Raw genomic sequence first — 20,064 nt, 5'->3', positions numbered from 1 at the left:
GCTTACTTCTCGCCGCTGCTGCGGGCCAGCTTGGCGATCAGCCAGCCGGCGGCGAAGGCGACGCCGAACGAGGCCAGCGGCTTCTCGCGGATCAGGTCGGTGGCGCTGTCGAGCAGGTCGCGGCCCTTGTCCAGCAGCACGTCCACCTGCTCCTTGGCGGCGGCACCGCCGAACTCGGCCGCGTTCAGGCCCGACAGCGCGGTATCGGACAGCTCCGACTTGACGTTGGCCTTGCCCAGCTTGAGCTCGTCGCCGGCGGCACCGGCGGCACCCTTGATCGCCTCGCTGGCGGCAGAGGCGGCCGACTTGAGGTGGGAGCCGGCTTCGCTCAGGTTTTCCTTCAGCTGTTCGGTGTTGGTGGGGCTCATCGCGATCTCCTGGGGACTGATGGGAACGGCCATGGTTGCATGACCGTGGAAGGGCACAAATAGCATCGCCCCGGTGTAGGGGGTGTCACGGCGGGGCGACGGCCGCAGCACGGCCGGCGCCCTCGCCATCACTGCAACGGTACGTCGTACTGCCGGTTGCCGCGGAGGATGCGCACCACCAGCTGCTGCGGCTTGCGCTCGAAGCCGGCGCGCCAGCTGGCCAGGTCGGCGAATTCGCCCACCGTGCTGGCGACCACGATGTCGCCCTTGGCCAGGCCGTTGGCGGCGGCGCGGCTGCCGCGCGCGACCTCGCTCACCAGCACCCCGTTCAGGCCGGACTGGCGCAGCGACTCGGGCAGGTCGGTGAAGGTGGCACCGCCCAGGCGCGGGTCGAGGCTGTCGCCCTTGACCGCGCGCGCCTGCTCCTTGAGCACCGCCTTGAGCTGCAGCGGCTTGCCGTCGCGGCGCACGTCCAGCGCCACCGTGCTGCCCACCGGCTGCAGGCCCTCGTAGTTGTGCAGCGACTCGGCGCTGTCCACGCGCTGGCCGTTGGCGGCGACCACCACGTCGCCCGGCTGCACGCCTGCCGCCGCCGCGCCCGAACCCGCCAGCACGCGCGTGACCAGTGCGCCGCGGATGTTGTCCAGCCCCAGGCCCTGGGCCATCTGCGCGGTCAGGTTCTGCGTCTCCATGCCCAGCGTGCCGCGCACCACCACGCCCGTCTTGAGCAACTGCTCGACCACGTTGCGCGCCAGGTTGGAGGGGATCGCCAGGCCCAGGCCGATGTTGCCGGCCATGCTGCCCTGCGGGTTGAAGCTGGCGGTGTTGATGCCCACCAGGCGTCCCTGCAGGTCCACCAGCGCGCCGCCGGAGTTGCCGGGGTTGATCGAGGCGTCGGTCTGGATGAAGTTCTGGTAGCCCAGCCCGCGGATGCCGCTGCGGCCCACCGCCGAGACGATGCCCGAGGTCACCGTCTGGGTGAAGCCGAACGGGTTGCCGATGGCCACCACGAAATCGCCCACCCGCAGCTGGCCGCTGTCGGCGAGCTGGATGGCGGTGAGCTTGTCGGCGGTGATGCGGATCAGCGCGATGTCGGTGTCCGCGTCGGAGCCCAGGAACTCGGCCTTGAGGCTGCGGCCGTCGGCCAGCGTCACCTGCACGTCGTCGGCGTTGTCGATGACGTGGTGGTTGGTGAGCACCAGGCCCTGCTTGGCGTCGATGATCACGCCCGAGCCGAGCGACTCGTTGATGCGTTCCTGCGGGATGTCCGGGAACAGCCGGCGGAAGAACGGGTCGTTGAAGAACGGGTTGCGTACCCGCACCACCTGCTTGGTGTTGATGCTGACCACGGCCGGCATCACCTGCTGCAGCATCGGCGCCAGCGTCGGCAGCGGCTGGCCGGCCACCGTGGCGGGAAGGCTGCCCGCGGCCGGGGCGGCGAGCGCGGTGGGTTCGGCCTGGGCGCGGTTGTCCAGGTGGGCGTTGATCGCGGTGGCGGCGAAGCCGCCGAAGGCCGCGGCCAGGGCGAGGGTGAGCAGGGTGGGAAGCGGTCGCATGGGCGTGTCGATTCCGTGGAGGAAACGGAGGGAGGGGTCAGGGAACGAAAGGATGGGTACGGAGTGCCCGTCGATCAACCTGAACGAGAGTGCCGCGCCCCGATTTAACCGCCAGTGAAAGCGCGGCCGCGCCCGTTCCGCGGCCGCGGTCCGCGGCCGTGCGGACGTTGACAGGCGGGGTCGCCGCGCGTAGCTTGGAACGCCTCGCCGGCCACTAGATATAGCGGTAAAGCGGCGCACAAACCCAAGTTGTAGGGTCTTGGCTTGGGACATCAACAGAGCCTCGGGAAGCGGGCGATGACGCATGGCGTGGCGGCGTGATCCAACCGACCATAATTCCGATCGATGCCCTGCGCATCGCGTCGGTCGCCGGCGTCTTCGCTGTTCGTCCCGGGCCCAGCAGGATGGCGACATCCTCCCATCGGGAAGGTCGAAGGAGAACGAGCAACAATGAGCACGGTGCGCCTTGAAGTGGTCAAGACCCGTCCGGACGGCATTCCGATGCAGCCCGCCTCGCTGGACATCTGGGACAAGAAGTACCGGCTGAAGACCAAGCAGGGCGAGGCGCTGGACGCCGACATCGACGGCACCTACCGGCGCGTGGCGCGCGCGCTGGCCGACGCCGAGGCCGACCCGCAGACCCGCGAGCACTGGTACGAGCGCTTCCTGTGGGCGCTGCGCCACGGCGCGATCCCGGCCGGCCGCATCACTTCCAACGCCGGCGCGCAGGAACACAAGCCGGCCACCAGCACCATCAACTGCACCGTCTCGGGCACCATCGCCGACTCGATGGACGGCATCCTGGAGAAGGTCCACGAGGCCGGGCTCACGCTCAAGGCCGGCTGCGGCATCGGCTACGAGTTCAGCACGCTGCGCCCGCGCGGCGCGTTCGTGGCCGGCGCCGGCGCCTACACCTCCGGGCCGATGTCGTTCATGGATATCTTCGACAAGATGTGCTTCACCGTGTCCTCGGCCGGCGGCCGCCGCGGCGCGCAGATGGGCACCTTCGACGTGTCGCACCCGGACGTGAAGGACTTCATCCGCGCCAAGCGCGAGGACGGGCGCCTGCGCCAGTTCAACCTGTCGCTGCTGATCACCGACGGCTTCATGCAGGCGGTGGAGGACGACAGCGACTGGCCGCTGGTGTTCCCGGTCAACCGCAAGGAAGAGGGCGAGATCGACCTGGCCGACCCGGCCCGGGTGGTGTGGCGCGAGTGGCCGCTGCACGAGAACTACATCGTCCGCGACGACGGCCTGGTTGCCTGCAAGGTCTACGGGCAGATCCGCGCCCGCCACCTGTGGGACATGATCATGGTGTCCACCTACGACTACGCCGAGCCGGGCTTCATCCTGATCGACAAGGTCAACGAGATGAACAACAACTGGTGGTGCGAGAACATCCGCGCGACCAACCCGTGCGGCGAGCAGCCCCTGCCGCCCTACGGCGCCTGCCTGCTCGGCTCGGTCAACCTGACCACCTTCGTGCGCGAGCCGTTCACCGACAAGGCGCGCTTCGACTGGGAGGAATACAAGGAGGTCGTGCGGGTGTTCACCCGCATGCTCGACAACGTGGTCGAGGTCAACGGCCTGCCGCTGCCGCAGCAGCGCGCCGAGATCGAGCGCAAGCGCCGCCACGGCATGGGCTTCCTCGGTCTGGGCTCGACCGTGACCATGCTGAAGATGAAGTACGGCTCGCCCGAGTCGTGCCGGTTCACCGAGGCCATCGCCCGCGAGATGGCGCTGGCCGGATGGGAGACCGGGCTTGCGCTGGCGCGCGAGAAGGGCGCCGCGCCGATCATGGACGAGACCTTCGAGGTCACCGCCGAGATGCTGCGCAAGCGCCCGGAGATGGCGCGCGACGGCTGGCGCGTGGGCCAGCAGATCGAGGGCAAGGTGCTGCACGCGCGCTACAGCCGCTACATGCAGCGCATCGCCGAGGTCGCCCCGGAACTGGTGGACGAGCTGGCCGAGAGCGGCGCGCGCTTCACCCACCACAGTTCCATCGCGCCCACCGGCACCATCTCGCTGTCGCTGGCCAACAATGCCTCCAACGGCATCGAGCCGTCGTTCGCCCACCACTACAGCCGCAACGTGATCCGCGAGGGCAAGAAGTCCAAGGAGAAGGTGGACGTGTTCTCCTTCGAACTGCTGGCCTACCGCCACCTGGTCAATCCCAAGGCGATACCGTTCGCCGACGACGAGGCCGCGCGCCTGCCGGACTACTTCATCGCCGCCGACGACATCAGCCCGAAGGAGCACGTGGACGTGCAGGCCGCGGCGCAGAAGTGGGTGGACAGCTCCATCTCCAAGACCGCCAACGTCCCCACCGACTACCCGTACGAGCAGTTCAAGGACATCTACCGCTACGCCTACCGGCAGGGGCTCAAGGGCTGCACCACGTTCCGCTTCAACCCGGCCGCCTTCCAGGGCGTGCTGGTCAAGGAGGCGGACCTGGAGAACACCACCTACCGCTTCGAGCTGGAGGACGGCAGCGTGGTCGAGGTCAAGGGCAACGAGCAGATCGAGTACGACGGCGAGATGCATACCGCCGCCAACCTGTTCGACGCCCTCAAGGAAGGCTACTACGGCAAGTTCTGAGCAGGGCCGGCGCCCGCTCGCGGCGCCGGCCGCGGCCGGATCCGGCCGCAGCTTCCCGGCAGCGCTTCCGCACCCCGTTGCATCCCCGTTCCACGCCGCATGGCATCGGTATAGCATCGCTCACGCAACACGACACTGACGCCCGGAGGAGGGCCATATGAGCAACGGTAATGGTGTGACGGCGACCCTTTCGCAGGCCGCCGAGAACGTTAAGGAAAGCGCGGGCCAACTGGGCGATGCCGTTGCAGCCACCGCCACCGAGGCGGTGGCCACGGTCAAGCAGACCGCGGTCAAGGCGCGCAAGGAAGTGAACACGCGCGTGGCCAAGGCCAGGAAGGCGGTCAAGAAGGTCGAGAAGACCGTCGCCAGGCGCGCGGATTCGGTGGTCAAGAAAGCCGCCAAGAGCGTGAAGAAGGGCGTCGCCAGCGCCAGGAAGAAGCTCGAGGCCGCCAAGGCCAGCGCGCAGTCCGAGGCGGCGACGCTGAAGAAGAAGGCCACCGCGGCCAGGAAGAAGGCCTCCACCCGGCTGGCACCTGCGAAGAAGACGGCGAAGAAGGATGTCGCCAAGGCCGGCAAGAGCGTGGCCAAGAAGGCCGCCGCGGCCAGAAAGACGGTGAAGAAGGACGTCGCCACGGCCAAGAAGGCCGTCGCCGGCAAGACCGCCGCGGCGAAGAAGTCGGTCAAGAAGGCCGTGGCCAGGAAACCCGCGCCCAAGAAGGCGGCGGCCAGGAAAGCGCCGGCGAAGAAAGCGCCGGCCAAGAAGGCACCTGTCAAGAAGGCACCGGCCAGGAAGACCGTGGCCAAGGTCGCCAAGGCCGCGAAGAAGACCGCTCCCAGGGCCGCCGGCAAGGCTGCCAGCAAGACCCGCTGAAACAGGCTCCAGTCCCCCCTCTCCCGGTTGCGGGAGAGGGCCGGGAACGGGCCGAACCGAACAACGCAACCAGGACACGCATCATGGCCGTCAAGATCGACAAGAAAATCAAGGGCTACGCCGTCGTCACTGCCGAGGACAAGGCGCGCGAAGCGGCCGCGCCCGTACCCGCCGCGTCGATCGACCGCGCCACCGCCGAGGCCGCCAGTCCGGCCGACAACATCGTGCAGATGCACGAGCGCATCGAGCGCCCCGAGGTACTGATCGGCAGCACCTACAAGATCAAGTCGCCTCTGGTGGAGCACGCCTTCTACGTGACCATCAACGACATCGTGCTCAACGCCGGCACCGAGCACGAGCTGCGCCGCCCGTTCGAGATCTTCATCAACTCCAAGTCGATGGAGCACTTCCAGTGGATCGTCGCGCTGACCCGCATCATGTCGGCGGTGTTCCGCAAGGGCGGCGACGTCACCTTCCTGGTGGAGGAGATGAAGGCCGTGTTCGATCCCAAGGGCGGCTACTTCAAGGCCGGTGGCGTGTACATGCCGTCGCTGGTGGCCGAGCTGGGCAACATCGTCGAGGACCACCTCAAGTCGATCGGCCTGCTGCACGATCCGGAGATGAGCGAGCACCAGCGCGCGCTGATCGCCGAGAAGCGCAGGCAGTTCGAGGACCGTTCAAAAAAAAACACTGAAGAACCGGGAGCGCCCGGCCCCGGCGCCGGGAAGGACGTAGCCGGCGGCGGACTCGACCTGGATGCGGACTCGGCGCGGCCGGCCGACACCACCGCCGAGCACGAGGAGGACATCGCCGTCACCGGCGAGGGCGCCAGCTTCCCGCCCACGGCCACCATGTGCCACAAGTGCAGCACCAAGGCGCTGGTGATCATGGATGGCTGCGCGACCTGCCTGAACTGCGGATACAGCAAGTGCGGATGAGCGTGTAGCCCGGCCGTAGGAGCGACTTCAGTCGCGATCGGGCTTCACCGGTGAGGCCCGATCGCGACTGAAGTCGCTCCTACAGGTCGCGCGACCTTGCTTGGCTACCGGCACCAGGCCTGCACCCTCGCTGGCTTAATATGCCGGCTCCTCCCGTGAGCCTGCCCAAGCCCGTGCCGAGCCTGATCCCCGAATCTCCCCTCCGTCGCCGCCTGTACGCGTGGCTGCTGCTGTGCGGCTGGCTGCTGCTGGCGATGCCGGCGTTGGCGCAGGTGCAGGACGATGCGGCCGACACCGATCCGGTGGCGCTGCTCGACCAGGCCGAGAAGGCGCTGGCCACGGTGCAGAAGCAGCTGGACGACACCGACGACCAGGATGCGCTGCGCGGATTGGGCGACACGGTGCTGGCGGCGCAGCGCGACGCCGAGTCGGTGGAGCGTTCGCTGACGCCGGAGCGCGACCAGCTCGATGCGCGGCTGGCGCAGCTGGGCGCGGCCGCGGACGGCACCACCGAGGCGCGGGAACTGACCACCCGCCGCGCCGAGCTGAACAAGCAGCGCAGCGAGGTCGACGCGCAGATCAAGCGCGCCGGCCTGCTGAAGGTTGAGGCACAGCAGCTCAACGCCACCATCGAGCGCGAGTTCGGCCAGCGCCTGGGCGCGCAGTTGTCGCGGCGCTATTCCTCGCCGCTGGCGGCCTCGACCTGGCGGCAGGTCGGGCAGCAGTTCCCGGACGACCTGCAGCGTCTGCGGGCGCTGTACGGCGTGGTCGCCGACGGCATCCGCAGCGGCGTGGCCAAGGACGGCTGGATGCTGCCGCTGGCCGAGCTGGTGGCGGCGGCGCTGCTGCTGTGGCCGCTGAACCAGCTGCTGCGCTGGCTGGGCCGGCGCTACGCCGCCAGCCGCAATGCGCCGGGCAGCCGGCTGCGGCGGTCGGGGCTGGCGCTGTGGCAACTGCTGGTGCGCACGCTGATGCCGGGCCTGGCGGCGGCGCTGGTGGTGCAGGCGCTGCTCGGGATCGGCGCGCTGCCGCCGCGGCTGGAACTGCTGGCGGGCAACTTCGTCCTCATCAGCGTGCTGTCCGCGCTGATCAGCGCGGTCAGCGCCAGCCTGCTGATGCCGAACCAGCCGTCGTGGCGGCTGCTGCCGATCGACGACGCCACCGCGGTGCGGCTGCGCCGCTATGCGCGAGCCACCGCGCTGCTGGCCTGGATCAGCGGGCTGGTCCTGCTGATCAACCGCGCCGGGCGCACCAGTGCCTCCACCACGCTGGTGGTGGAGGGTGCGGTGGCGCTGGCGTTCGCGCTGCTGGTGATGGCGATGATCGCCAGCCTGCTGCGCCTGCACCGCCCGCCGGCGCAGGACGCGCCGGCCGCCGAGGGCGAACCGGCGCCCGCGCCGCAGCGCCGCAGCTCGGTCGTGGTGCTGGTGGCGCTGGTGGTCAACCTGGTGGTCGCCGTGGCGCTGGTGGCGGTGCTGGCCGGCTATGTCGACTTCGCCCTGTTCGCCACCCGCCAGGTGATCTGGGTGGCGGTGGTGCTCGGCGCGCTGGCGGTGCTGACGATGTTCGCCGACGACTTCTCGCGCTGGCTGTTCGCCCCGGACAGCCGCTTCGGTCGCGCCGCCAACAGCGCGCTGGGGCTGCGGCCCAGCCACATGGAGCAGGCGGGGGTGCTGCTGTCGGCGGTGCTGCGCATCATGCTGCTGGTGTTCGGGCTGAGTGCGGTGCTGCAGCCGTTCGGCTCCAACTTCTCCACGCTGTTCGGCTGGATGGACATCGCCAACAACGGCCTGGAGATCGGCAAGCTCAAGCTGATGCCGGGCGACCTGCTGCGCGCGTTGATCGTGCTGGCGGTGGGCCTGGGGCTGATGCAGGTGATCCAGCGCTGGCTGGTGGACACCTACCTGCCCAAGACCGAACTGGACGCCTCCTCCAAGTCGTCCATCGCCACGGTGGCGCGCTACCTCGGCATCGCGCTGGTGGCGCTGTGGACGCTGACCGCGCTGGGGCTGGGGCTGGAGAAGTTGGCGCTGATGGTGAGCGCGCTGTCGGTGGGCATCGGCTTCGGCCTGCAGGCGATCACCCAGAACTTCGTCTCCGGGCTGATCCTGATGGCCGAGCGGCCGGTGAAGATCGGCGACTGGATCAAGATCGGCGACCAGGAGGGCGACATCCGCCGCATCAGCGTGCGTTCCACCGAGATCCAGGTGGCCGACAAGTCGACGCTGATCGTGCCCAACTCCGAGCTGATCACCAAGACCATCCGCAACATGACCATGTCCAGCCCGCTGGGGCGCGTGCAGATCCAGTTCTCGCTGCCGCTGGGCAGCGACGTGGGACGGGTGCGCGAGCTGCTGCTGGCTCTCTATGCCGAGCACCCGGGCGTGCTGGACGAGCCGGCGCCGTCGGTGTTCATCGATTCGATCGCCGGCGGACAGGTGGCGATCAACTCGTTCGCCTATGTTTCCAGTCCGCGCAACGTCTACGGGGTGCGCAGCGACCTGTATTTCCGCCTGCTCGAGGCCCTGGCCGAGGAGCACATCGCCCTGGCCACGCCGCAGGACATCCGCATCGTCGGCGAGGTGCACCAGGACAGGGACGGCGGCGGCCGGGAATAGCGACAGGGCGCGCGATCGCCGCCAGGCGGCCACATGCGCAGGAACGACATAGGAACGACGTAGGAGCGACTTCAGTCGTGATGAGGCCTTACCGGTAGAGCCCCATCGCGACTGAAGTCGCTCCTACACAGGTCGCTGCTGCGGATCCTTGGGACAGGCTCAGGAACTCTCGTCCGCGTCCAGCGACGGCACCAGCGCGTAGCTCTCCACCGCCAGCCGCTCGGTGTAGTCCAGCCAGGCGCGGATCTCCAGGTCGTCGACCTCGTAGTCCAGGCCCAGCGGCACGCTGATCCTGCCGGAGGCGTCGGGCTGCACCCACTGCTGGGCCATCACCACCTTGCCGTTGGCCGAGATCGCCTCGATCCAGAACGGCCGCGTCGGCTGCTGCCGCGCCCATACCTGCAGGATGTAGCGGCCGGGATTGGCCTTCTCGGCCTTGCGCGTGATCATGAACGACTGCCGCACCCGCGCCGAGGCGTCGGCGACCTGGCCGATCCCGGCGCCGACCTCGATGCCGCGCTTGAGATCGGCGTCGTGCACCAGCCGGCTGCCGCTGTGGCGGTCCACCAGCAGCGCGCACCAGTCGCCGTCGACCGAGCCGTCCTCGAAGGCGGTGCAGCGGTCGACGTAGGCCAGCGTGTTGCGGCGGTTGGCGCGCTCGAACTGGCGCGAGGTGTTCTCCAGGTACACCGCCTTGATGTTCCACTGCCTGTCGTACTCCAGCAGCACCGGCGGCTTGACCTGCTGGGCGCCGATGACCACGCGCTCGTCCTCGTCCATGCGCAGGGTGCGGTTGGGCGGACCGGTCCACAGCGAGCGCGCGTAGGCCAGGTAGCGCGGGTAGTCCTTGCCGTCCTCGCGGAAGGCGGCGGCGCTGGCGCTGGCGCGCGCACTGGCCGGCAGCAGCAGCGAGCGGCCGAAGCCGATGGCGTCGATCTTGGGGTCCAGCAGGCTCAGCAGGGTGGCGCCGGAATCGAGCGTGGTGCCGTTCTTCGCGGCCACCTGCTGCGGCACGATGTCCTTGCCCAGGAACAGCAGCAGGTTCTCGCGGTCGAGCTTGGCCAGCACGCGGCTGAGGTCGTTGGGCATGGCCAGGTGGTCGGAGGCGATGACGATGAGGGTGTCCTCGCCCTGCGGGCTGTTGCGGATCTTCTGCACCAGCTCGTAGATCAGCCGGTCGCTGCACTTGAGCGCGTTGAGCAGGCCGATGTTGCCGTAGCGGCTTTCGTAGCGGGTGTCCTTGCACGACACCGGCAGGTGGCCGGCCGGATGGTGGGTGTCCATGGTCAGCGCGGTCAGCATGAACGGCTGGCCCTTGCGCGCGAGCTTCTGGAAGCTGTCCCAGGCGTCGTCGAGCATCACGTCGTCGTGCACGCCCCAGGTGGAGAAGTGCTCCGGGCCGATCTTGCGCTGCTGGAAGTACTCCAGGTCGCGCACCTCGTCGAAGCCGTGGCTTTCCAGGAAGTGGCCCTTGCCGGCGAACAGGCCGGTGGCGCCGCCGACGTAGTGGTTGCTGTAGCCCTGGGCCTTGAGGTAGTCGCCCAGGCACTGCGCCTCGGGCAGGAAGCGGCCCATCCGGCCCATGCTGTTCTCGTCGCCCGGCGAGGTGGTCAGCGGCACGCCGCACATCGACGACACCAGCCCGGCGATGGTCCAGCCGCCGCCCTCGGCCGAGTCCAGGCTGCGGAAGTCCAGGCCCTGCGCCGCCAGCCGCGACAGGTTGGGCATCAGCCCGGGGAAGGCCTTCTGGTCCAGGTAGGTGCGTTCCAGGCTCTCGCCGTAGATCCAGACGATGTTGCGGCGCTTGGCCAGCGGCTGCTCCGGGCGCACGTACTCGGCGACCACCGGGGTGTAGTCCACCGGCTGCAGCTGGTGGTAGATGCGGCGGCCGTCGGCATACAGCGGGCTGGCGCCGACGGCGACCACGAACAGCGCCACGAAGCCGGCCAGCGAGGCGTGGCCGCGGCTGTCGCGGGCGAAGCGGCGGATGCGCGGCAGCGCCAGCGGCAGCAGCGAGACCAGCAGCAGGGCCAAGTAGGCGGCGATGTAGCCCTTGAAGTCGCCGACGCCGGCGCCTTCCATGTCCGCGCTCAGGTGGTAGAGGGTGGCGGCGTTGATGCCGTCGCCGCTGAGGCGGTCGATCAGCCACCACGAACTCAGCGCCACCAGCAGCAGCGACAGCCCCGCGGCCTTCATCCATACCCAGCGACGCGAAGCGAGCGTCAGCGCCACCAGCAACAACAGCGAAACCAGCAGGATCCAGGCCATGTTCGACGCTCATCCGGTGAAGAGTTGGGCAGGCGTGCGCACGCACGTCACCTGCCGGATGGGTGTCGCCACAGTGCATGACACCATGACAACCGTATGACACGGAGCATGCCAACACAAAGCTGACTGAAATGTTTGTTGCGAACTGGGTCACACCCGACGTTGGGGAATGTGTCGGCGGCGTGCAGGTGGAGCGTGCCGGCCCGGGCGCCCGCCGCCGACGGCAGCAGGATTTCATGCCGGAGCGGTGGAGAATCGGGGAGAATCCCGCTCCCCCCCCATCCGACGGAACGCCCCATGGCCGGAGCCAGCCTGTTCACCCTGCTCGACGACATCGCCACGCTGCTGGACGATGTCTCCATCCTGACCAAGGTCGCCGCCAAGAAGACCGCCGGCGTGCTCGGCGACGACCTGGCGCTGAACGCGCAGCAGGTCACCGGCGTCAGCGCCGACCGCGAACTGCCGGTGGTGTGGGCGGTGGCGAAGGGTTCGCTGCTCAACAAGGCGGTTCTGGTGCCGGCGGCGCTGGCCATCAGCGCCTGGCTGCCTTGGGCGATCGTGCCGCTGATGATGATCGGCGGCGCATTCCTGTGCTACGAGGGCGTGGAGAAGCTGGCGCACGGTTTCCTGCATTCGAAGGAGGACGAGACGCAGCGCCGGGCCGAGCGCATGCAGGCACTGGCCGACACCAGCGTCGACGTGGTCGCGCTGGAGAAGGACAAGGTCAAGGGCGCGATCCGCACCGACTTCATCCTCTCGGCCGAGATCATCGTGCTGTCGCTGGGCGTGATCCCGGCCGGCACCCCGTTCCTGCAGCAGGTGCTGGTGCTGGTCGGCATCGCCCTGGCGATGACGGTGGGCGTCTACGGCGTGGTGGCGGGCATCGTCAAGCTCGACGACGTCGGCACCTGGCTGCTGCGCAAGGGCGCGGCGGCGGCGCTGCTGGGGCGCGGCATCCTGGCGGCGATGCCGTGGCTGATGAAGACGCTGTCGGTGGTCGGCACGCTGGCCATGTTCCTGGTCGGCGGCGGCATCCTGGTGCACGGCATCGCGCCGCTGCACCATTTCGTGCAGGGGATCGCACCGCAGGGCGTGGCCGGCATGGTGGTATCCAACCTCGGCAGCCTGGTCACCGGCGTGCTGGCCGGCGCGATCGTGCTTGCGGCAGTCGCCGGCGTGCAGCGGCTGCGCCGCTGACACGCCCTGGCCGGGCACGGACCGTCCTGTCCGATGGCACTGCTAGTCGGGGCCGGCCATGGAGTGGGGCGGACGGGCGGCAGGCAGCGGACTCAGCGGCCGTGTCGAACTGCCGATCATCTGCGCGATGCCGAGCATGGCCTGCAGAGCGTCGGTTTCCGTCGGTGACAGTGCCGGCGGGCCGGCCGCCAGGTTGTTGGCTTCCGCCTGGCGGTTGAGGTTCTCCGCCAGCGGGTCCGGCAGCAGGATGTTCCTGACGCTGATGCCGAGGATCTCGATGCCGAAGCCGTGCAGCGCCGGACACAGGCGGGCCTGGATCTGCTCGTCCAACGCCGACCTGTCCTGGACCAGTTCGTCGAGCGAGCGGGACGCGGCGATGCTTCTCAACGCGTGCTGCAGGAGGTGCCGGACGAAGACGTCCACCTGTGCGATCTGGCGCGCCTTCGCCGGATCGTGCACGCGCAGGCTCGCCGTCAGGTTCATGTGGATGCTCACCTTGTCCAGGGTCAGCAGCGCCTGCCGGTCGACTTCCAGCGATTGCACCCGCAGGTCGACCGTCTCGGCGAGGATATTGCTCTGGAAGTTCCAGAACGCATGGCTGCCTGACGCCAGCACCGGCGCCATCTGGCCATCGATGGTCACCAGTCCGGCCCATCCGGAAGGCACGTCCAGCGTGACCGCCACGCGCGGCAACAGGCCCAGCTGGCGCAGCCGCAGCCGGATGTCCGGGGGAACCCGCGGGACCCGCTCCAGCGGAAGCGTGTGCACCTGCAGGTCGGCTTCGCCCCGCCAGTAGAGCTGGCGCGAGCCGGGCGGCAGGACCTCCTCCAGCCTGCCGTCGCGGCTGAGCAGGCCGACTTCGGCCTCGCCGATGTCGGCCACGAGAAAATGCCGGTAGGCCTCGCCGCCGAGGCTGGCGAGCAGCGTTCCGGCGTCCGGTCCGGTGTATCTGCGCGCGTTGACCGGGTACACCTCCACCTCGATGCGCCGGAACGGATCGAAGTAGCGGTGGATGCCCGGGACGAGCACGCCGCGCAGGCGCCTGTCGCGATAGAGCAGGCCGCGCTCGCCGTCGCCGATCACGATTTTCGGGAAGAAGATCATGCGGGTCTGCTCCTGTGGACGGGCCTGCGCCGGAAACGGGAGATCGGGCGGTGGCGGCATGGCCCTGGCCGGCGCCCGTGCCGCCGTTTGCGGCCACGCGCATCATCGCTGTCCGCCGCGCGCGGCGGCTGGCCCGGCACCGGCAAGGCCGGTCGGATCACATGGACGGAGGGTTCGCGTCCCATCGCCCCGGCGTCCGCATCGGCACCGGTACCGGCGCCTTCTCCCATCCATCGACCAGATAGCCCTGGAACCAGTCGACACCGGCCGCATCCAGATGCACCAGATCGCCGGGCTGTTCCACTCCTTCCATGACCACGTAGTCGGCAAGTGTCCGGCACAGTCCTACCAGGTGGGCGAAGGCGCGCTGCTCGCGGCCGCTGCGGTGGGCCGCCTGGAGGAACTTGCGGTCTATCTTGATCACGTCCGGTCGCGCGCGGATGCTGAATTCCAGCCCGCCGGCACCGGTTCCCGCGCCGAAGTCGTCGATGGCGACGCGGCAGCCAAGCTGGTGCAGTCGGTTGACGAGCGCCAGCGCCGAACGCGGGTCGGGAAGCGGCACGTCTTCCGTCAGTTCGATGGTCAGGCGCGAGGCCACTTCCGGCAGGCGCGAGAGACGGTCGATCGCCTCGCTCCACCAGCTGTCCAGTACCGTGCTCCAGGCGGAAATGTTGCATCCCAGCTGCAAGGCGGGGTCCTGCGCCAGCCCTTCGATGGCCGCATGGACCACGCAATGGTCGAGCAGGCGGATCAGCCCGGTCCTGCGCAGCGCGCCCAGCACGTCCATCAGCGGCGGCGCAGCATCGGTGGACGTGTCGCGTATGCGCAGCAGCGCTTCGCTGTACAGCTGTGTTCCGCAGGAATGCCGGCTGACCACCGGTTGCAGCGTCAGCGAGCAGGCGCCTGCGCGCATCCTTTCGAAGAACACCAAGGCAGTGGCCATGTCGCGTTCGTAATCGATGCGCCATTGCAGGCTGTACTGCGGTGGAAGCGGCGGCTGGACACTGCCCGGTCCCAGCCGGTCGATCGTCGATGGCGTGTGCCTGCCGACGCCCTGGACGTGGACCAGGCCGATGGAGATCAGCGGCAGTACGCTGCCCTCGACAGAGGCGATGGGCTGGCTGCACAGGGCGACGAGCCAGCATCCGATCACGCCGAGCGGTGGCTCGCCTTCCGGCAGGGTCGCCAGGAAACAGTCCTCGCCGACCACGGCGATGGAACTGCCTCGCAGATGCATCCGCCACTGCAGTTCCCGCGCGACCCGCTCCGCCACGGCGATGCCGTAGGCCATCCGCAGGTGCGGATGGTTCAGCAGCACGATGAGCGCATGCGTCGGCGCGGCGTTCGCGGATATGGCGTCCGTATCCGGACAACGGCAATCCCCTGTTGCCCGGGCGACCTCACGCCGGCGCGTGTGTGTTTCCGTGACGCCGTCCTTCATGCAAGGGGTCCCTTGCGTCAAAATAGGTACCGGCTTGTGAAAGCCAAGTCGATTGCCTGAAAAACCTGAAAAAAGCCTAGCAGCAGCTTTCCGATCCTGAGTGAAAAAAGGGACCGCTTTTGTCAATCCTCGATGGCCCGGCAGGCCGGCGGCATCCGCTGGAAAAGGTGAACAAAACCGCTCTTTCCCGGCCTGCGCGGCATCGGCCAGCTTTGCGTTCCCCGCTGGTTCCGCGGGCACTTCTTGGGTTTACTGTTACTTGGCGGGCGAATGAAAGTTGGATATGCGAGAGTTTCTACCGAAGATCAGAACATGGACCTGCAGGTCGCCGCGCTGGAGCGTGCAGGCTGCCGGTGCATACTCACCGATCACGGGTTTTCCGGCGGAAAGTTCGATCGACCGGGACTGCATGCGGCGATGGAGCGGTTGCGTCCCGGAGACTCGCTGACGGTATGGCGGCTGGACCGGTTGGGGCGCTCGCTGCGTTCGCTGGTGGAACTGGTCGACCAGCTGGGGAAACGCGATGTCCATTTCATTTCCCTGACGGAAAACATCGATACCACCTCGCCCGGGGGGATGCTGCTGTTCCACGTGATGGCCGCGCTGGCCGAGTTCGAGCGTGCCTTGATCAGCGAGAGGACCCGGGCCGGCATGGCCGCCGCGCGCGCCAGGGGGATCCATGTCGGGCGCAGGTGCGCATTGACCGAGGAGCAGCGCCGCGAGGCGCTGCGTGCGATAGACAACCACAGTCCGTTGAAGGAAGTGGCTCGGCGCTACAACGTGCACCCGCGCACGCTGCAGCGAATGCTTGCAACGCCCTCCTGAGCGAGGATGCCGGCGTGGCGGAAGTACCCGCTGGCGGGGCCGTCAATCGGCGTTGACGATACGGTTCTTGCCGGCCTTCTTGGCCTCGTACATGGCGGCGTCGGCGCGCCTGAGCAGGTCCTCCTGGGTCTCGCCGGGCGCGCGCAGCGCCACGCCGGCGCTGAAGGTCAGGAAGATGCGCACGTCCTCGAACAGCAGCGAGCGCTGCGCCAGCGCGCGCTGCACGCGGGTGACCGCGGCCGTGGCCTCGAACAGGGTGGAATCGGGCAGCAGCAGCACGAACTCCTCGCCGCCGTGGCGCACCACCGCATCGCTGCTGCGCAGCGCGGTGTGCATCACCTGCACCAGGTACTGCAGCGCGGCGTCGCCGCCGGCGTGGCCGTGCAGCTCGTTGATGCGGCGGAAGTCGTCCAGGTCCAGCATCGCCAGGCACAGCGGCTGGCCGCTGCGCTCGGTGCGCGCGGCCTCGCGCCGGTAGAGTTCGTCGAGGCCGCGGCGGTTGAGCGCGCCGGTGAGCTGGTCCTCGCGCACCAGTCCGGCGACGTCGCGCAGTTCCTGTTCCAGCCGGGCGATGCGCTGCTCGGCCTCGTCCACCTGCGCGCGCGCGGCCAGCAGATGGTCGCGGCTGCGCAGCGCCTGTTCCTGCACGCGCCCGGTATCGGCCAGCAGCTCCTGCAGCAGGCGGTTGAGGTCGGCGATGCTGCGTGCCTCGGCGATGGCCTGGGAGTGGTCGCTGATGCGGTCGTGGAACTCGCCGGTGCTGGCGGCCATGCTGCCCAGGCGATCGACGAAGGAGACCATCAGCTCCTTCATCGCCGCCTTGGATTCGGCGATGCCCTGCTTGAGCAGGCCCTGCCTGTAGATCACCTCGCGCAGGCCGTTGCGCGCCTGCTCGATGGCGCCGCGCTCGATCGGCCCGGCGATCAGGTCGCGCACCGCCGAGATCTGCCCCTGCAGCCAGCTGCGATCGTCGAGCAGCTCGCCCACGTTCTCCAGCAGCAGGTCGAACAGGCCCAGCAGCAGCGTCTGCTGTTCCTGCACGTCCTCGCCGCGCAGGCCGACCTGGTGGCACAGCTCGCGCACGCGCGCCTCCAGCGGCTGCAACGGCTGGCGCGGCTGCCAGTGCCGCAGCGCGCCGCCGATGGCCTGCGCCTCGGCCGCCAGCGGCGGCGCCTGCTGCAGCAGGGTCGCCAGCGCCGCGCCGAGGGTGTGCCGCAGCAGGTCGCGCAGACGCTCGGCATCGCTGCCGCCGTCGTCGGCACTGTCCAGGTCGATGGTGCGGATGTACTTGTCGATCAGCTGGCGCAGGGCGCGGCCGTAGCCGGGCCAGTCGCCGCCGGCGTGGGCCGCCTGCAGCCGCAGGCCCATGTCGCGCAGCTCGCCGTGCAGGCCGGCCATGCCGTCGGCGAAGGCGCACAGCAGCGCCTCGGGCTTGTGCGCCTCGGCGAACAGGCGCCGCAGCGCCGCGGCGTCGCTGGCCGGGGCAGCCGCGGCGGGCCTGGCCGCGGGCGCCAGGCGGCGGCTGTCGCCCTCGATTACCGAGGCCGAGGCGGCCACGGCCGGGCCGGGCCGGCGCGACAGCAGCCGGCGCAGGCCTCCGGGCGCGCGGGGCGGTTGACCGTGTTCTTCCGACATGGGGCGGGGCAGTCCTCGGACGGCGTTCGCCGGCAAATGCCGACGCCCGGTTATCGGCGCGGCCGTGGCCGGCTTGAGCGGCGGGCGCTGCTGTGGGGCAATGCGAATCATTTACAATGCGCGCCGTGCCAGGCGCCGTCCTTCTCCCTCGCGGGGCCGGGCGCACCCGGCCGGGTCGTCATGACCGCCAGCCGGGAGCGTCGTTTGCAAGCCGCGCCCCATGCCCGCCGAGCCATCCCTGCCTCTTTCCCGCTGCCGTCGCCGGCCAGGCGCCCGGCGCTGCCATCGCTGTCCTGGAGTCACCCCATGATCCGTTTTGCCGATGTGTCTTCCCGTCCCGCCGCCCCGCCCCGCGGTGCCCTGCCGGGCGCGCTGTTCGCCGCGTTGCTCGCGATGGCCATGCCGGGCCATGCGCAGGAGGCCGCCGCCGCCGGCGACGTGGCCACGCTCGACCGGCTGTACGTCAAGGGCGAGCGCGCCGAGGGCTACAGCGTGCGCAAGACCACGGCAGGCACCCGCTTCAACCTGTCCGCGCGCGAGATCCCGCAGTCGGTGAGCATCATCAGCCACCAGCGCATCGAGGACCAGGGCCTGGACGACATCATCGACGTGCTGAGCAACACCACCGGTGTGTCCAACACCCGCTCCGACAGCGAGCGCTTCGAGTTCTACGCGCGCGGCTTCTACATCGACAACTACCAGTTCGACGGCATCCCGACCACGATGGTGCAGAACTGGAGCTACGGCGACTCGGCGCTGGACCTGGCGCTGTACGACCGCGTCGAGGTGGTGCGCGGCGCCACCGGCCTGCTGACCGGCGCCGGCAACCCGTCGGCCTCGGTCAACCTGATCCGCAAGCACGCCGACAGCCACGAGCTGACCGGCACCGTCTCGGTCACCGCCGGCAGCTGGGGCCGGACCCGCTCCACGGTCGACGTCACCACCCCGCTCAACGCCAGCGGCAGCGTGCGCGCCCGCGTGATCGGCAGCTACCTGGACACCGACTCGTACGTGGACCGCTACAGCCAGCAGAAGACCCTGGGCTACGCGGTGATCGATGCCGACCTGGGCGAGAACACGCAGCTGAGCGTGGGCTACGACTACCAGAAGAAGCAGTCCGACGACGTCACCTGGGGCGGCTTCCCGCTGTGGTACTCCGACGGCAGCCGCACCCGTTACTCCAGGTCGTTCAATCCGGCCTCCGACTGGACCTTCTGGGACACCACCACCAAGCGCGCCTTCGCCACCGTGCAGCACGACTTCGCCGGTGGCTGGAAGGTCAAGGCCAACGCCACGCACGACCAGACCGACGTCACCGACAAGCTGTTCTACCCGTACTACACGATCTACGGCTTCGACAAGGACACCGGCGCCGGGGTGGTGCCGTACTCCGGCTACTACGTCACCCAGCGCAAGGTCGATGGCCTGGACGGCTACGCCGATGGCCCGTTCCGGTTGTTCGGGCGCGAGCACGAGTTGATGGCCGGCGTCAGCTACAACCGCCGCAGGTACATCAACACCGGCACCTACAGTTTTCCTGCCAATGAAGACGGCACGGGGTACTACACCTTGCCGACCTACCTGGGCTGGACCGGGAGCGAGTATGCAGAGCCCGACTGGGAGCCGCTGGCCGAGTACGGCCGCGGCACCGTCACCCAGAAGGCCGCCTATGCCGCCGTGCGCCTGTCGCTGGCCGACCCGCTGAAGCTGATCGCCGGCGCGCGCTACACCGACTGGAAGAGCGAGGGCGAAGACGCCGACCGCCAGCACAAGGTCACCACGCCGTATGCCGGCCTGGTCTACGACTTCGACGACACCTGGTCGGCCTATGCCAGCTACACCGACATCTTCCAGCCGCAGACCGCGCGCGACATCAACGGCTCCTACCTGGACCCGGTGACCGGCAAGAGCTACGAGGTCGGGGTCAAGGCAGCCTGGTTCGACGATCGCCTGAACGCCTCGCTGTCCGTGTTCCGCATCGAGCAGGACAACGTGGCCCAGGTCACCACCGACAGGATCCCCGGGACCGATGAGTTCGCCTACGTGGCGGCGCGCGGCACCGTCAGCCGCGGCTTCGAGTTCGAACTGAACGGCGAGCTGGCGCCGGGCTGGAACGCCACCTTCGGCGCATCGCGCTACGTGGCCAAGGATGCCGGCGGTTCGGACATCAACAGCAAGCTGCCGCAGACCACGGTCAAGCTCTACACCAGCTACACCCCGCGCAGCCTCGCCGAGCTGACCTTCGGCGGCGGCGTGAACTGGCAGAACCGCATCTACGACGTGGACGAGACTCATGGCCGGTTCGAGCAGAAGGCCTATGCGCTGGTCGGTGCGTTCGCCCGCTACCACCTGTCCGAGCAGTTCTCCGTGCAGGTCAACCTCAACAACCTGCTGGACAAGAAGTACTACTCGCAGATCTCCAGCTATGGCGCCTGGGGCGAGCCGCGCAACGGCTCGCTGACCTTCACCTACCGGTTCTGAAGGCAGGGCCGTTCAAGGTCTTTGCGTTGTTCGTGGTCTTGCCGTTGCCTGTCGATTTTCCTGCTTCGCCGATGAGGCATCTCTCTGGACAGTCGGCCTTGCGAGCCGCGCGCCCTCCACGAGAGACGGGATGGGTCATCGGGGAACGAGCAAGCAGGAAGCGC

13 protein-coding genes are annotated in these 20,064 nt (G+C 68.9%); 7 read left to right on the top strand and 6 right to left on the bottom strand.

What is annotated here, in order from left to right; all coding sequences use genetic code 11:
* Nucleotides 1-2: 2 nt before the first annotated feature.
* Both LRX76_RS06130 and LRX76_RS06125 read right to left on the bottom strand, forming a co-directional pair.
* Nucleotides 3-368 carry a hypothetical protein gene (locus LRX76_RS06130; protein WP_231803132.1) on the bottom strand — a complete coding sequence of 122 codons (366 nt, stop codon included), beginning with the start codon at nt 366-368 and terminating at the stop codon, nt 3-5.
* A gap of 128 nt (nt 369-496) precedes the next feature.
* The gene (locus LRX76_RS06125; protein WP_231803130.1) at nt 497-1,924 is read right to left on the bottom strand and encodes a Do family serine endopeptidase; all 1,428 of its coding nucleotides are present in this window, start codon (nt 1,922-1,924) and stop codon (nt 497-499) included.
* Between the two features lie 450 nt (nt 1,925-2,374).
* Here LRX76_RS06125 and LRX76_RS06120 point away from each other — a divergent pair, with 450 nt between their 5' ends.
* From LRX76_RS06120 to LRX76_RS06105, 4 genes are all read left to right on the top strand, one after another.
* The gene (locus LRX76_RS06120) at nt 2,375-4,522 is read left to right on the top strand and encodes an adenosylcobalamin-dependent ribonucleoside-diphosphate reductase (protein ID WP_231803128.1); all 2,148 of its coding nucleotides are present in this window, start codon (nt 2,375-2,377) and stop codon (nt 4,520-4,522) included.
* A 157-nt stretch (nt 4,523-4,679) separates the two neighbouring features.
* Entirely contained in the window at nt 4,680-5,393 is a 714-nt protein-coding gene (locus tag LRX76_RS06115; protein ID WP_231803126.1) for a hypothetical protein, read from the top strand.
* A gap of 83 nt (nt 5,394-5,476) precedes the next feature.
* Nucleotides 5,477-6,331 (top strand): NrdJb, encoded by an 855-nt coding sequence (locus LRX76_RS06110; protein WP_231803124.1) that lies wholly within the window; start codon nt 5,477-5,479, stop codon nt 6,329-6,331.
* Nucleotides 6,332-6,486: 155 nt separating this feature from the next.
* On the top strand, nt 6,487-8,949 hold the full coding sequence (locus LRX76_RS06105; protein ID WP_331716754.1) for a DUF3772 domain-containing protein: 2,463 nt from the start codon (nt 6,487-6,489) through the stop codon (nt 8,947-8,949).
* Nucleotides 8,950-9,108: 159 nt separating this feature from the next.
* On the opposite strand, the gene LRX76_RS06100 is transcribed toward LRX76_RS06105, so the two are convergent.
* On the bottom strand, nt 9,109-11,217 hold the full coding sequence (locus LRX76_RS06100) for a phosphoglycerol transferase I (RefSeq protein WP_231803122.1): 2,109 nt from the start codon (nt 11,215-11,217) through the stop codon (nt 9,109-9,111).
* Between the two features lie 297 nt (nt 11,218-11,514).
* On the opposite strand from LRX76_RS06100, the gene LRX76_RS06095 reads away from it, so the two are divergent.
* Nucleotides 11,515-12,414, top strand: coding sequence for a DUF808 domain-containing protein (locus tag LRX76_RS06095; RefSeq protein ID WP_231803120.1), 900 nt, complete (start codon nt 11,515-11,517; stop codon nt 12,412-12,414).
* Nucleotides 12,415-12,456: 42 nt separating this feature from the next.
* On the opposite strand, the gene LRX76_RS06090 is transcribed toward LRX76_RS06095, so the two are convergent.
* Both LRX76_RS06090 and LRX76_RS06085 read right to left on the bottom strand, forming a co-directional pair.
* Nucleotides 12,457-13,497: an SPFH domain-containing protein gene (locus tag LRX76_RS06090; protein ID WP_231803118.1), complete on the bottom strand. Its 1,041-nt coding sequence runs from the start codon at nt 13,495-13,497 to the stop codon at nt 12,457-12,459.
* A 178-nt stretch (nt 13,498-13,675) separates the two neighbouring features.
* Nucleotides 13,676-14,959, bottom strand: coding sequence for an EAL domain-containing protein (locus tag LRX76_RS06085; RefSeq protein ID WP_231803116.1), 1,284 nt, complete (start codon nt 14,957-14,959; stop codon nt 13,676-13,678).
* A gap of 270 nt (nt 14,960-15,229) precedes the next feature.
* Between LRX76_RS06085 and LRX76_RS06080 the strand changes: the two genes are divergently transcribed.
* Nucleotides 15,230-15,784: a recombinase family protein gene (locus LRX76_RS06080; RefSeq protein WP_269450735.1), complete on the top strand. Its 555-nt coding sequence runs from the start codon at nt 15,230-15,232 to the stop codon at nt 15,782-15,784.
* 42 nt (nt 15,785-15,826) lie between these two features.
* On the opposite strand, the gene LRX76_RS06075 is transcribed toward LRX76_RS06080, so the two are convergent.
* On the bottom strand, nt 15,827-17,419 hold the full coding sequence (locus tag LRX76_RS06075) for a GGDEF domain-containing protein (protein ID WP_231803112.1): 1,593 nt from the start codon (nt 17,417-17,419) through the stop codon (nt 15,827-15,829).
* Nucleotides 17,420-17,725: 306 nt separating this feature from the next.
* Here LRX76_RS06075 and fhuE point away from each other — a divergent pair, with 306 nt between their 5' ends.
* Entirely contained in the window at nt 17,726-19,900 is a 2,175-nt protein-coding gene (fhuE, locus tag LRX76_RS06070) for a ferric-rhodotorulic acid/ferric-coprogen receptor FhuE (protein WP_231803110.1), read from the top strand.
* Nucleotides 19,901-20,064: the final 164 nt, after the last annotated feature.

The organism is Stenotrophomonas sp. MMGLT7 (assembly GCF_021168555.1).
Taxonomy (GTDB): domain Bacteria; phylum Pseudomonadota; class Gammaproteobacteria; order Xanthomonadales; family Xanthomonadaceae; genus MMGLT7.
The sequence above is the reverse complement of the archived record's forward strand: the minus strand, read 5'-3'. Positions and strand labels throughout refer to the sequence as shown.

What these genes read in the sequence shown, in the direction of transcription:
- LRX76_RS06075 (WP_231803112.1), bottom strand. Translation starts at nt 17,419, where the DNA reads ATGTCGGAAGAACACGGTCAACCGCCCCGCGCGCCCGGAGGCCTGCGC.
- LRX76_RS06120 (WP_231803128.1), top strand. Translation starts at nt 2,375, where the DNA reads ATGAGCACGGTGCGCCTTGAAGTGGTCAAGACCCGTCCGGACGGCATT.
- LRX76_RS06130 (WP_231803132.1), bottom strand. Translation starts at nt 368, where the DNA reads ATGAGCCCCACCAACACCGAACAGCTGAAGGAAAACCTGAGCGAAGCC.
- LRX76_RS06080 (WP_269450735.1), top strand. Translation starts at nt 15,230, where the DNA reads ATGAAAGTTGGATATGCGAGAGTTTCTACCGAAGATCAGAACATGGAC.
- LRX76_RS06125 (WP_231803130.1), bottom strand. Translation starts at nt 1,924, where the DNA reads ATGCGACCGCTTCCCACCCTGCTCACCCTCGCCCTGGCCGCGGCCTTC.
- fhuE (WP_231803110.1), top strand. Translation starts at nt 17,726, where the DNA reads ATGATCCGTTTTGCCGATGTGTCTTCCCGTCCCGCCGCCCCGCCCCGC.
- LRX76_RS06110 (WP_231803124.1), top strand. Translation starts at nt 5,477, where the DNA reads ATGGCCGTCAAGATCGACAAGAAAATCAAGGGCTACGCCGTCGTCACT.
- LRX76_RS06085 (WP_231803116.1), bottom strand. Translation starts at nt 14,959, where the DNA reads ATGAAGGACGGCGTCACGGAAACACACACGCGCCGGCGTGAGGTCGCC.
- LRX76_RS06095 (WP_231803120.1), top strand. Translation starts at nt 11,515, where the DNA reads ATGGCCGGAGCCAGCCTGTTCACCCTGCTCGACGACATCGCCACGCTG.
- LRX76_RS06115 (WP_231803126.1), top strand. Translation starts at nt 4,680, where the DNA reads ATGAGCAACGGTAATGGTGTGACGGCGACCCTTTCGCAGGCCGCCGAG.
- LRX76_RS06100 (WP_231803122.1), bottom strand. Translation starts at nt 11,217, where the DNA reads ATGGCCTGGATCCTGCTGGTTTCGCTGTTGTTGCTGGTGGCGCTGACG.